This is a genomic window from Agrobacterium sp. 10MFCol1.1 (genome assembly GCF_000381165.1).
Taxonomy (GTDB): domain Bacteria; phylum Pseudomonadota; class Alphaproteobacteria; order Rhizobiales; family Rhizobiaceae; genus Agrobacterium; species Agrobacterium tumefaciens.
Genome location: NZ_KB906072.1, coordinates 691,781 through 704,481, shown reverse-complemented (window position 1 = coordinate 704,481; position 12,701 = coordinate 691,781). Strand labels below are relative to the sequence as shown.

Here is a 12,701-nt window from a genome sequence, read left to right as displayed (position 1 = left end):
TCTTATTTGAAGACGGCGTTCGGATTATCGAGGCTGGCGGAACCCTCAAGTTCGATCTTGCCGAGATCGAGTGCCGCAATCACGCGTTCGACGGTTTTCGTCTGGTCGAGAAGGCCGTCGATGGCCGCCTGAACCACGGCGTTGCCTTCCTTGTTGCCTTCGCCGATCATCTGGTCGTAGGCCTCGACCGTCTGGGCACGCTTTTCCATGGCATGCATGGCGTCGAGCGTCTTGTTCAGCTTCGCCGTCATCTCGTCGTTCAGCGCCTTGTCCTTGGCGCCGACCAGCTCCGACAGCGAGGCGCCGGTCATCTTCGTTCCATCCACACGGGTATATTCGCCGGTATAGGCAGATGCGATGCCGATGGCGTCGTTAAGATGCGAATTATAGGTATTGTCGGAGAAGCAATCATGCTCCTCTTCCGGATCGTGCAGCAGAAGGCCGAGCTTCATGCGCTCCCCTGCCAGCTCGCCATAGGAAAGAGAGCCCATGCCGGTGAGAATGGCGGTCAGGCCGGCTTTCGGGTCGGCTTCCACTGTCTTGGTGGCTTCGCCTTCCGGCGCCCAGGCGTCCACCATTTCCTGAAGATCCTTGATCAGCAGGGTGGAGGCGGACTTCAGGTAATCGGCGCGGCGGTCGCAATTGCCGTTCGTGCAATTCTTCTTGTCGTAGTCGGTATAGGGGCGGTTGCCCGCACCAGGTCCGGTGCCGTTCAGGTCCTGGCCCCAGAGCAGGAATTCGATGGCGTGGTAACCGGTCGTCACATTGGCTTCGACATCGCCCGCCTCGTGCAGGCTTTCGATCAGTTCGGGGGTGATCTTCGAGGTATCGACATCTTCGCCACTGATCTTGATCTTCGGATTGGCGATGATGTTTGCGACGTAAAGCTCGTTCTCGTCGCTCTCGGTGCCGTAGGAACCGTCGACATAGTCGATCAGGCCTTCATCCAGCGGCCAGGCGTTTACCTTGCCTTCCCAGGCGTCGACCACAGGGTTGCCGAAACGATAGACTTCCGATTGCTGGTATGGAACGCGCGCCTTGATCCACGCTTCACGTGCAGCTTTCAGCGTTCCTTCGCTCGGTGTTGCGATCAGCGCGTCGATTGCCTTGTCCAGCGCCTTCGCCGTGGTCAGCGAATCCTCGTATTTCGCATGCGCGACGTCGGCGTAATGCTTGACGACAGCGGCGGCGTCGGTCGCAGCGCGGGCGGGAAGCGCGGTGAAGGTCGCGGATGCGGCCAGAAGCGCGAAAGACGCGCTGAGAATGGTTTTGCGGATCATGATCCCTCTCCTTGGGCAGGCGTGAAATAACTTCACGCTGCGGCAAGCGAGTTCTGACCCAATCGCAAACTTGTGTCAAATATTCTAGTTTAGAATGCTTTGAAACAAGCTACTCGGTATTTTTCGAAGTAAAATCAGCGCGTGCAAAACCTGTTTCACGCTTTGCGTTTCATTACGCAGAAGAAGAAACCATCCGTATCTGTAGTTGCAGGCGTCAGCGTCACTGTCTTGCCGTCAGAGGAATGCGGTTTGTTCGCATTGCCGCCAAAAGTCGTCTGCCAGCGATCCAGTGCCGAACCGATATAGAATTGCGGATTTTCTTCGCAGAAGCGCGTGACCTGCTGCTCGTTTTCCTCGGGCAGAACCGAGCAGGTGACATAAAGCAGCTCGCCGCCGGGGCGTACAAAACCCTTGGCCTGCGAAAGGGCCTCGCCCTGCTGCTGTACCCGTTCTTCCAGATTGCGTGTCGTCAGCCGCCATTTGGTGTCGGGCCGCCGGCGCCATGTTCCGGTGCCAGTGCAGGGGGCGTCCACCAGAACGCGATCGAATTTTTCATGAAACGGGACAAGTCCGGCTGCGCGGTCATGAACCTGTACATTGCGCGTGCCGGCTCGTTTCAGCCGCTCGATAATCGGCGCGAGGCGCTTGCGATCGGCGTCGAAGGCGTGAACCTGACCCTTGTTGTTCATGCTGGCGGCCATGGCCAGCGTCTTGCCGCCGCCACCGGCGCAATAATCGAGGATCTGTTCGCCTTCATGCGCGCCGGCAAGATCGGCAACGATCTGCGATCCCTCGTCCTGAACTTCGAACCAGCCTTTCTGGAAGGACAGTTCTGCGGTCACATTCGGCAGGCGGGAAGGGCCTTCGCCGGCGGGGATGCGGACACCCTGACGGGCGATATGCGTGGCTTCCGCACCGCTCTCTTCCAGCGCCTTCAGCACCTTGTCGCGAGTGGCCTTCAGCGTGTTGGCCCGCAGATCAAGTGTCGGGCGCTGGTTCAGCGCCTGCGCCTCGGCAAGCCAGCCCTCTCCGAACGCCGTCTCGAAGGATGCTTGAACCCATTCGGGAATGTCGCCCTGAATATGGGCTGGTGCATCGGCGAGAGAACGGGAGAGAAAGGCTTTCTGCTTTTCTTCATCAGGCGCGGCAGGGGCAAATTTGTCGCCGTCGAATTCCGCCGCAAGTTCCGAAAAGCTCTTGCCCCATTGGCGCAGCAGAACTGCATAACCAAGCGAGGCGGCGCTGTCGTCATCCATCAGCCAGGCGTGTGACAGTTTCATGCGCAGCGCGTCATAGACGATGTTGCCGATCGCGGCCCTGTCACCCGAACCTGCGAAACGATGGGCAAGTCCCCAGTCCTTCAGAGCATCGGCAACGGGACGCCTGCGTCCCTCAATATCCGCCAATACTTCGATTGCTCCGGCCAAACGCCCGCCCAAACGCATTGTCTACCTCATTTTGCTGATTAGCCCGGTTGGTAGGCGCGAATGGCGGCAAGGGCAAGGCTCAATCGGCGCTGACGACCTCGTAGCAGACCTTGGCGGTGCCGGAACTGATCATGCCGATGTTTTTGGCAGCGGCCTTGGAAAGATCGAGAACGCGACCCTTGATGAACGGACCGCGGTCATTGATGCGTACCACAACGGCCTTGCCGTTACGGGCATTGGTAACCTTGACCTTGGTGCCGAACCGCAGCGAGCGGTGAGCGGCGGTCATGTTGGCGGCGTTCATACGCTCGCCCGAAGCAGTCTTGGAGCTCAACGCATACCACGATGCCCCTCCACAACCATTTGCCGCATTCGCCTGAAGAGGCGCAATGATGGAACAGGCGGCTATAGTTGCGACGGTGAAAGTTATACGACGGATATTCAACAAACTGTGCTTCCCTGAAAATCGGCCCCGCGCCGATTGATTGTGCCCTTGCTAAACGGCCATTGTCTGGCCTGAACGCGTTTGAATGCGAGATTGTAGGGCGAGGGAAAAATGGCGAAAAAAAGCTGATCTCAAATCACGAAGTGTTACAGACCGTAACATTCGTGATCATTAGCCGGAAAGGTGTCGTCGGTGCCTTATTGTTGAAAAGTGGAAAAAATGACGCAGAATCAATGCTCAATGGAAATGCTGTTACAAGTCACGCCTTCGTGAATCCAGTTCACGAAATGTGAGTGAAATATTTTTCTAATGGCTATGATTTTAGCGATTTTTGCATGGTTAATAAAAGCCTAATTGACTGAAAAACCACCAAAACCATCCTCAAAAACGGGTTTGGAAGGATTTTTCATCGCTTTTAAATGGGGGATTTTTAGCCCCGCCAGAGGCCGCTTTCCCACAATTGTGTCAGGGAGATTTTGTACTCCGGGAAGCTGAAATCGAAACCGAGGCCACGTATCCTGGCGTTGGAAACGCGCTTGTTCTCGCCGTAGAAGGAGCGTGCCATCGGCGTCAGATCGGCGGTCTCGAATGCCTGTTCGGGAGGCGGCTCGACGCCCATCAACGTGGCGGCGAAGCTCACCACATCCTGCGGCGGGGCGGGTTCATCATCCGTCACATTGAAGACGCCGCGTTCATTTCTCCGCGCCAGAAAGGCGTGGGCCGCACCAATATCCTCAACCCGGATGCGGTTGAACACCTGGTCTTTCTTTACCAGCCTGCGCGCCGTTCCCTTTTCGAAATTCATGAAACTATTGCGTCCGGGGCCGTAAATCCCCGAAAGGCGCAAGATCGCAAGCGGCACCCCCGCTTTTTCAGCAGCCGCAGCCCAGGCGGTTTCGGCAGCAACGCGTTCCACTGACCGGGCGGAAACCGGGCGGCACGGGGTTTCCTCATCCACCCATGCGCCGTCATGGTCGCCATAGACGCCAACGGTGGAAAGATAAGCGATCCATTCAAGCTTGGGCAGAAGCCGTTTCAGGTCGTCGCCCAAAAGCGCAAGCAGTGGATCTCCATCCTTGCCCGGCGCGATGGACTGCACGAGATGCGTGACATTGGCCATTGTGGCGATGAGATCGTCATTAAGATGGGCACCGTCGAACAGGAAGGGTGTCATGCCAGTTGCAGCAAGGCTTGCGAACTTGTCCGTGCTGCGCGTGGTGCCCGATATCGTTGCAGCTTCGGTTTTCAGCGCGTTTGCGATGGCCTTGCCCGAATATCCTGCGCCGAAAATCATCACATGCATGGGTCACGCCTCTGCCAGTTGCCATTCCATTTCCGCCTCTGGATCAGGCTCCGGGGCGCGGCCGGCAGAGTATGCACGGAATTCCTCGCTGTCCATTAGCTGCGACAAAGCCCATGCGGCCATGCCGCGCACCTCCGGTGCCGGGTCTTTTCCGGCGAGAGACTTGCATTGCTGCACGAATTGCCGGTCGCGCGAGTTTCCAGCAGCTATCAGCACGTTGCGGATGAAGCGGTTACGCCCGATGCGCTTGACCGGTGAGCCGCTGAAGAAGCTGCGGAAGGCAGCGTCGTCCAGCGTCAGCAGGAAGGCGATGGAAGGTTCCTTCAAATCCTCGCGCGCCTGCAGCTTCATCTCGGAGGCGCTGGCCGCGAATTTGTTCCAGGGACAGGCGGCAAGGCAATCGTCGCAGCCATAGATGCGGTTGCCTATCATCGGCCGGAACTCGTGCGGGATGACGCCTCTGTGCTCAATGGTGAGGTAGGAGATGCAGCGGCGGGCGTCCAGCTGGTAGGGGGCGGGGAAGGCGGCCGTCGGACAGGCATCGAGACAGGCGCGACAGGAGCCGCAATGGTCCTTCTCTGCCTCATCAAGACAAAGCTCGGCGGTGGTGAACATGCTGCCGAGAAACAGCCAGGAACCATGGGTGCGGCTGACCAGATTGGTGTGTTTGCCCTGCCAGCCGAGACCCGCTGCTGCGGCAAGCGGTTTTTCCATCACCGGCGCAGTGTCAACGAAGACCTTCACGTCCTCGCCGGCGCGCGCGGCAAAACGGGTGGCGATTTCTTTCAGTCGCCCTTTTATGACGTCGTGATAGTCGCGGTTGCGGGCATAGACCGAAATGGCTGCCTTGTCGGCTTTGGAAAGAACGCCGCGAGGATCTTCCTCAGGCCCGTAATTCAGCCCGAACATGACAATGGAGCGCACGTCGCCCCACAGCGTTTTCGGCTCAGCGCGACGGGCCTCGGTCTCCTCCATCCACGCCATGGTGCCATGATAGCCCTTATCCAGAAACTGCCTCAACCGTCCCGGTGCCAGCGGAATGCTGTCCGGCGCGGTGATACGACAGAGATCGAAGCCGAGCGAAAGCGCCTCCTGACGAACGAAGTCCGTCAGTTTGCGAGCGCGTATCCGCTGCTTGTCGCTGGCAACGTCGATGGTCGTTTCTCCTGCGGGTTACTCTGCGACATATATATGCGTAGCTACACGCCGCAGCAAATAACCGGGAGGCCGAAACTTAGAAATCCAGATCGGCGTAGTGGGAGGAGGGGGCAAGGCGCGGAATGCGCTCGCTGAGGAACGGCCGGAAGGACGGGCGCGATTTCAGCCGCTGATACCACTCCTTGGCAATGGGCGCTTCAAGCCAGTTGATTTCGCCGAGATAATCCAGCACCGAAACAGAAGCAGCCGCGGCCAGATCGGCATAACTCAATCGGTCGCCGGCGAGCCAAGTGCGCGAACCCGCCAGCCATTCCAGATATTTGATGTGCTGACGAACATTGTTACGCGCGGTGCGCAGAAGCTTGGAATCCGGGGGGCCACCACCCTGCGCCGCCGTCATCTGCAATTTATAAACCCGCTCCCGCACCAGCGGTCGGGTCACATCGTTTTCCATCTTCTGCAGGAACCACTCGGTCAAGCGGCGGATTTCCGCCCGCTGAAACGGGTCTTCCGCCAGCAATCGCCGGTCACGCTTCAAAACCCCGTGCGTTTCGTCGAGAAACTCGGCGAGCACGTAGGGACCGCTGAGAGAGCGCATATTATCATCGAGATAGACCGGCAGGGTGCCCGCCGGATTCAGCGCCAGAAACTCCCGCCTTCTTTCCCACGGCTGCTCCTCCACGAGATCGGTCTGGAACCCGTATTCCGAAAGGATCAGACGAACGAACCGGGATGCGGTCGACATGGGAGAGTGATAGAGAGTTGGCATCGGTACTCAATTTTTACGATTGGTTGTCATGATCGACAATTGCCGGAAAACTTTTTCAGTTTCGCTTCATCAAGAAGCTATAAGAGCTTGGCTACTTTAAAACAAGTTTAACGCAATTGCTTTCCATTCCCGCTTCCCCCTTAAAAAAGGATACCTCATGGGTGACCAATCGATCATCAGCGCGCTTTTGCTGGGCATTATCGAGGGTCTTACGGAGTTCATTCCCGTTTCCTCAACGGCGCATGTGCTGCTGGCCGGGCATTTTCTCGGCTTCAAATCGCCGGGCAACACCTTTGCCGTTCTCATCCAGCTCGGCGCGATCATTGCTATACTTCTTGTTTATTTTCAGAAGCTTGTGTCGATCGCCATGGCGATGCCAACAAGTGCCAAGGCGCGCCGCTTCGTGCTGGCTGTCGCTGTCGCCTTCCTGCCGGCGGCGGTGATCGGCGCTCTGGCGCATGACTTCATCAAGACGGTGCTGTTCGAAACACCGATCCTCATCTGTATCGTACTGGTTATCGGCGGCGTAATATTGCTGGCCGTCGACCGGATGCCGCTGAAGCCCAGATATACCGACATCATGGATTATCCGCCGTCGCTTGCCTTCAAGATCGGTCTGTTCCAGTGCCTTGCGATGGTTCCGGGCACCTCCCGGTCCGGCGCCACCATTGTCGGCGCGCTGTTGATGGGCACGGACAAGCGCTCCGCCGCCGAATTCTCGTTTTTCCTGGCGATGCCGACCATGCTCGGCGCGTTTGTGCTCGATCTCTACAAGAACCGCGATGCGCTGAGCTTCGATGACAGTGCACTGATTGCCGTAGGCTTCATCGCCGCTTTCGTCTCCGGCCTGTTCGTCGTGCGCTCGCTGCTGGACTTCGTCTCGCGACGCGGTTTTGCACCCTTTGCCTGGTGGCGCATCGTCATCGGCTCGCTGGGTCTGGCGGCACTTCTGCTCTACCGTTGAGCCGAGCTTTAAAGTAGCCGTTCGTTTCCAATGCACGGACAAAATAAAAAGCGCCCCGGAGAATCCGGAGGCGCTTTTTATTTGAGACTTGTGAAAGCTGATCAGTTCGTGCTGATCGAAGCCGTTGCGCAAGGGTCGACACCGTAGGCGGGAGCGCAACCGCTCTTACCCGCTGCAACCGTGCCCGGCGCCATGAAAGAACCCGCCAGAACCACCAAAGCCGCACACGCAAAAAAGAGTGCGATAGATCTGCCCATTTTATTATTGCCTTTCAGACGTTCGTTCGCGCGGATTACGCCGCCGTGTGTGAAGTGAGGGTTCTGGATATGTTAGGAATGTGGCCATTATCAATAAAGCGGCTTGCTGAATACCGGGTTAATGCGAAGTCTTTTCCACAGTTGCGCTTGTGCCACGCTTGGCTGTGGAGGCCACTTTGCCGTTAACTTTTACCCGACTGTTCAAAACAGCTTCAGTCGATGGTGCACCTCCCCTGCAGTTGAGGGGGAAATGCGCCAATAGCGGTTTGGTTGCGATTGAATTGCGCAAAAACAAAAAGCGGGAATGGTTCCCGCTTTCGTTCAGATCGTTAATGCGCGACGGTAGGCTTATGCTGCTTTTCCGGCGTTCGAGAACTGTCCGTGCGGGCGATAGTGCACCATGTAGGACGGCAGGACGGAAGCGACGCGAACGGGCGTAATGCCGATGCCTTCCAGGGTCAGGCCGTTCTTTTCCGCGTCAGCGGAAACGACATTATCCTTTTTCAGCATGGTCACCTGATCGACAGTCAGCGGCGGCGTAATCAGCGGCACCAGCGAAGCGATTTTTCCGATCATTGAGGCGACGCCGAAAGGCAGGTTGACGAAAGGACGCTGACGGTAGGTTGCGGCAAGAACCGCCTCAAGACAGTCGCGGAACGTCATGACGTCCTGGCCACCAAGTTCATAGATGGCGCCGGGCTTCAGCTTGCCATCCACGTTGCGGGCAACGGCTTCTGCTACATCTTCGACATAGACCGGCTGAAACTTGGTTTTTCCGCCGCCGATCAGCGGCAGGAACGGCAGGCTGCGGGCCATCTTGGCGAATTTATTGAAGAAGTCGTCTTCCGGTCCAAAGATGATCGAAGGACGCAGGATTACGGCGCCGGGCAGAACGGAATGGATTGCTGCCTCGGCGCGGCCCTTTGTGCGGCCGTAGCCGGTCGACGAATTGGCATCGGCACCGATGGCGGAGATGTGCGTCAGCGCTGCACCGGCGTTGCGGGCTGCCTCGGCAATGGCTTTCGCGCCGAATTCCTGCACGGCGTCAAAGGTGTTGCGGCCGCTTTCGGCCAGAATGCCAACGCAATTGACCACGTGGTCGGCGTCTTCGATGGCTTTGACGATGGAGTCGCGATACCGCAGGTTCGCCTGGGCAAACGAGATCTGGCCGACATTGCCGAGCGGCTGCAGGAAACCAGCAAGATCGGGACGGCGCACGGCAACGCGGATGCGATAACCGCGCTTGGCGAGCATCCGCACGACATGCCGCCCGACGAAACCCGAACCGCCGAAAACGGTGACGAGGGGTGGAAGGTTGGCCAAGGTCATGGGAGGCTCCTCAGAAGCTGTCGATAAAGCGTTTTTCAGTCTATTAGCCCAAAGCCGTGCGCGCGTGAAGAGACGTTGTCACCAGGCACGGGACTAGTTTTGGAAATGCGGTTGACGACCGTCAAATTCCTTCGACGATCATCATCTCCGCGTCGGCGACTTCCTGACGGATTTTGGCCGCCGCCTGGTATTCGGGCGAGTTGTAGCAATCGATCGCGTGCTGCACAGAGGGGAATTCGATGATGACGTTGCGTGCGCGTGCCTTGCCTTCAAGTTCGGTCAACGCACCGCCGCGGGCGAGAAAGTTGGCGCCGAACCTCTCGAAAGCGGGCTTCGCAGTCGACACGTAGTCCTTGTAGCGTTCGTTGTCGCGTACATCCACGCGCGCTATCCAGTAACCCTTTGCCATTTCGTCTCCTCCCATGGTCCTTATTGATTTGCCGGAAAGCTGGCGCGCAGCATGTCGTCAAGAATGGCGCAGGCTGCTGCTTTCGGATCTTCTGCTCTGACGATGGGGCGGCCGACAACCAGATGGCTCGAACCGGCCTTGATGGCGTCAAAAGGCGTCATCACGCGCTTCTGGTCTCCCGCCTCGGCACCGGCCGGGCGAATACCTGGGGTGACGACGGCAAGGTCGGGGCCCAAGATTTCACGCACCGCCGTCGATTCCTCTGCCGAACAGACGATGCCGCCCATGCCCGCCTCGCGCGCCTGTTCCGCACGGCGCAGCACCAGCGAACGGGCATCCGATGCATAGCCGGCTTCCGCAAGATCGGCATCATCCATCGAGGTTAGCACGGTGACACCAAGCAGGCAGAGGCCAGAGCCTTCGGCTGCCTTGACTGCGGCGCGCATGGCTTTCGGGTAGGCATGCAGGGTCAGCATCGACATGCCCATGCGGGCGATGTTTTCGACGCCGGAGGCGACGGTGTTGTCGATGTCGAGCAGTTTCATGTCGAGAAAGACTTTCTTGCCGCTCTGGGCAAGGTCGCGGGCGAATTCGAGACCACCGGCAAATACCAGCTGATAGCCGATCTTGTAGAACAGAACCTCATCGCCAATCTTCGACACGATGTCTTCAGCTTGTTGCACAGTCGGAACATCGAGCCCGACGATCAGTTTTTCGCGCGCGGTCATTGTCTTATCCCTGCCATGTTTCCATTGCCGTCCAGTCGCATGTGGGGCGCTGAGCTGCAAGTGAAAATTCGGCGATTGGGAACCGGAAAAGATTGCCGCCGCCGGGTGGCTGGTCCTTGCTGCGACTGATGCCGACGCCTTCGATATGGCATTTCAAAAGCGTGCCGACGCCGCCATGGCCGACAAAGGCAATCGGCTGTTGCGGGTCGTGCCGGCCTAGAACGGCCGTGACGGCGTTAACAATTCGCGCCTGCGCATCGATTGCCCGTTCCCAGCCGTGGAAGCTTTCTCGCGGATGGGCAAAAAACCAGTCGGCGGCCTTTTCGAATTCCGGCGGCGTCAGGAAGCCTGTGGCCGACCGGTCGTTCTCATGCATCGCCTCGATGATCTCAATATCCGCGCCGGATGTTTCAGCAAGGATTCGGGCGGTTTCGATGGCTTTGGTTTCCGCGCTCGACACGATCCGGCGCAATGCGCGTGCCCATGGCAGGCGGCTTGCCTCACACGCCCGCCGTGCACCCAAGTCCGAAAGTCCCCATTCCGGAACCGGAACCGCCGGATCGATCCGGACCTGGGGATGGGTAATGTAAAGGGCGTGCATGGGAACGGTCCTCAATGGCGATGGAAGGGCAAATCAGTACCCTAACCATCTGTCACGACCGGGAAATGACGGCCTTTGCCCACTCTGCCGTGTGATCAGGCCCGGGTATAGGTCCACAATTGCGCCGGAGGAATGTTGCGCACGATGAAATCGAAATGGCGGATGTGGTAGAGATGCGGCTGCGCAACGATCGGGGAAATCGGACCGTAGGATATCTGAATGACGGGGCGGCCGTGCGGCACGCGTTTCAGCAATTCGTCGAGAAGCTTGATGCGGGCGGCCATCGGAAAATTCAGCATCGGTACGGCGGAAATGACGCTGTCGAACATCTGGCCCTGGTGCTCGCCAAGTGTCGCATTCAGATCGAAGGCATCGCCATTGATGAAGTTGACGCCCGGATAGCTTCTGAGAAGCTGATTGTAGAAATCGGTCGAATATTCGATGGCCGTCAGGCGCTCCGGCTTGATGCCGCGTGCCAGAATGGCCTTGGTGATGACACCGGTACCGGGGCCGAGTTCGAGAACTGGCAGGTCGGAATGCGGGTCGATGACACTCGCCATTTTTCTTGCCGTGATGGAGGATGTCGGGACGATGGCTCCGACCTTTTTCGGCTGGCTGACCATGCCTTTGAAAAAGCGGATTTCTTCCTCAAATTTTCTTTCAAAGCGTTGCTTCAGGTTGAGTGCCATAATTCCCCTCGGATGTATTTTGGTCATTGTCAAAAAAATGTTACGCACTGTTGATCTCATTTGGCGCTAAAACAAGGCAAAATGTCGTAATTGGAAAAATTCGTTTAGCGTTAGAAATCTGTCTGCGCCGAATCAAAAAACGCCGGTGGAGCGATCCACCGGCGTTTTTTGATTGATTTGAAGACAAAAAGTCCACTTTAAACGCGCATCGGCATCAGAACATAAAGCGCATCGTCGCCGGCGGTGTCGCGAACGAGCGTTGGCGAGCCCGCATCCGCCAGAAGGAAAATCGCGTCTTCACCGGAAAGCTGCGAGGTGATGTCGAGGAGATATTTGGCATTGAAGCCGATTTCCATCGAATCATTGTCGTAACCGACAGCCACTTCTTCCGTCGCACTGCCGGAATCCGGATTGTTGACGGTCAGCGTCAGCTGGCCGTTGGTCAACGCCAGCTTCACGGCGCGGCCACGCTCGGAAGAGATGGTCGACACGCGATCGACCGCACGGGCGAAGGTCTGGCAATCGACGCGCATTTCCTTGTCGTTGCCGGTGGGGATGACGCGCTGGTAATCCGGGAAGGTGCCGTCGATCAGCTTCGAGGTCAAAACGACCGAGCCGATTGTCAGGCGGATTTTCGCGTCCGATACCTCAACAGTGACATCAAGTTCGGGATTGTCCATCAGCTTCTGCAATTCGCCGACGGTCTTGCGCGGAATGATGATGCCCGGCATGCCTTCGGAGCCGGAAGGCGCATCCACATCGGCGCGCGCAAGGCGGTGACCGTCCGTCGCGACTGCGCGCAGCTTGAGGTCGCCGTTGCTTTCGATGGTGTGGAAGAAGATGCCGTTCAGATAATAGCGTGTCTCTTCGGTCGAAATCGCAAATTGCGTCCGGTCGATCAGCATCTTCAGGTCGGTCGCCTTCAGTTTGAAGGTGTGGCTGAAGGTACCGGCGGTCAGATCCGGGAAATCGGTTTCTGGAAGGCATTGCAGCGAGAACTTCGAACGGCCGGAAGCAACCGTCATTGTGGAGCCATCCGGATTGGTGGCCAGAAGCACTTCGGAACCATCCGGCAGCTTGCGCACGATTTCATAAAGCAGATGCGCCGGCACGGTGGTCGCGCCCGCCTGCTCCACCATGGCCGGCGTCGCTTCGGTGATTTCGAGGTCGAGGTCGGTCGCCTTCATATCCAGATTGGCGCCGGATGCGCGCAGCAGAACGTTGGACAGGATCGGGATCGTGTTACGACGCTCGACGACCCTGTGGACGTGGTTCAGCGATTTAAGAAGGTTCGACCGCTCAAGAGTAATACGCATGGACGCTACCGCTTTCAACCGTTGCG

13 protein-coding genes are annotated in these 12,701 nt (G+C 57.9%); 1 reads left to right on the top strand and 12 read right to left on the bottom strand.

Annotated features, from left to right (window positions below):
• Positions 1-2 precede the first annotated feature (2 nt).
• From F617_RS0103655 to F617_RS0103630, 6 genes are all read right to left on the bottom strand, one after another.
• Positions 3-1,280, bottom strand: a complete 1,278-nt coding sequence (locus F617_RS0103655) for an imelysin family protein (protein ID WP_003514680.1) — start codon at positions 1,278-1,280, stop codon at positions 3-5.
• A 155-nt stretch (positions 1,281-1,435) separates the two neighbouring features.
• Complete coding sequence (locus F617_RS0103650; RefSeq protein ID WP_013635342.1) at positions 1,436-2,725, bottom strand: RsmB/NOP family class I SAM-dependent RNA methyltransferase; 1,290 nt, start codon at positions 2,723-2,725, stop codon at positions 1,436-1,438.
• A 61-nt stretch (positions 2,726-2,786) separates the two neighbouring features.
• On the bottom strand, positions 2,787-3,155 hold the full coding sequence (locus F617_RS0103645; protein WP_013635343.1) for a septal ring lytic transglycosylase RlpA family protein: 369 nt from the start codon (positions 3,153-3,155) through the stop codon (positions 2,787-2,789).
• A 427-nt stretch (positions 3,156-3,582) separates the two neighbouring features.
• Positions 3,583-4,455, bottom strand: coding sequence for an SDR family oxidoreductase (locus F617_RS0103640; RefSeq protein WP_019564457.1), 873 nt, complete (start codon positions 4,453-4,455; stop codon positions 3,583-3,585).
• Between the two features lie 3 nt (positions 4,456-4,458).
• Positions 4,459-5,610 carry a tRNA epoxyqueuosine(34) reductase QueG gene (gene queG / locus F617_RS0103635; protein WP_026330656.1) on the bottom strand — a complete coding sequence of 384 codons (1,152 nt, stop codon included), beginning with the start codon at positions 5,608-5,610 and terminating at the stop codon, positions 4,459-4,461.
• 79 nt (positions 5,611-5,689) lie between these two features.
• Positions 5,690-6,382: a glutathione S-transferase family protein gene (locus F617_RS0103630; protein ID WP_003514689.1), complete on the bottom strand. Its 693-nt coding sequence runs from the start codon at positions 6,380-6,382 to the stop codon at positions 5,690-5,692.
• A 157-nt stretch (positions 6,383-6,539) separates the two neighbouring features.
• Here F617_RS0103630 and F617_RS0103625 point away from each other — a divergent pair, with 157 nt between their 5' ends.
• On the top strand, positions 6,540-7,346 hold the full coding sequence (locus F617_RS0103625; protein ID WP_019564454.1) for an undecaprenyl-diphosphate phosphatase: 807 nt from the start codon (positions 6,540-6,542) through the stop codon (positions 7,344-7,346).
• A 605-nt stretch (positions 7,347-7,951) separates the two neighbouring features.
• On the opposite strand, the gene F617_RS0103620 is transcribed toward F617_RS0103625, so the two are convergent.
• The 6 genes from F617_RS0103620 to dnaN all read right to left on the bottom strand — a co-directional run bounded on the left by F617_RS0103620 (position 7,952) and on the right by dnaN (position 12,675).
• Positions 7,952-8,932 carry a complex I NDUFA9 subunit family protein gene (locus tag F617_RS0103620; RefSeq protein ID WP_019564453.1) on the bottom strand — a complete coding sequence of 327 codons (981 nt, stop codon included), beginning with the start codon at positions 8,930-8,932 and terminating at the stop codon, positions 7,952-7,954.
• 121 nt (positions 8,933-9,053) lie between these two features.
• A complete protein-coding gene (locus F617_RS0103615; RefSeq protein ID WP_003514697.1) occupies positions 9,054-9,341 on the bottom strand; it encodes a DUF1330 domain-containing protein in 288 nt (95 codons plus the stop codon).
• A 20-nt stretch (positions 9,342-9,361) separates the two neighbouring features.
• The gene (gene pyrF / locus F617_RS0103610; RefSeq protein ID WP_019564452.1) at positions 9,362-10,069 is read right to left on the bottom strand and encodes an orotidine-5'-phosphate decarboxylase; all 708 of its coding nucleotides are present in this window, start codon (positions 10,067-10,069) and stop codon (positions 9,362-9,364) included.
• Between the two features lie 4 nt (positions 10,070-10,073).
• On the bottom strand, positions 10,074-10,670 hold the full coding sequence (locus F617_RS0103605) for a histidine phosphatase family protein (protein ID WP_019564451.1): 597 nt from the start codon (positions 10,668-10,670) through the stop codon (positions 10,074-10,076).
• 95 nt (positions 10,671-10,765) lie between these two features.
• Positions 10,766-11,359: a phospholipid N-methyltransferase PmtA gene (gene pmtA, locus F617_RS0103600; RefSeq protein ID WP_003514702.1), complete on the bottom strand. Its 594-nt coding sequence runs from the start codon at positions 11,357-11,359 to the stop codon at positions 10,766-10,768.
• A 197-nt stretch (positions 11,360-11,556) separates the two neighbouring features.
• Complete coding sequence (dnaN, locus tag F617_RS0103595) at positions 11,557-12,675, bottom strand: DNA polymerase III subunit beta (protein WP_003514704.1); 1,119 nt, start codon at positions 12,673-12,675, stop codon at positions 11,557-11,559.
• Positions 12,676-12,701: the final 26 nt, after the last annotated feature.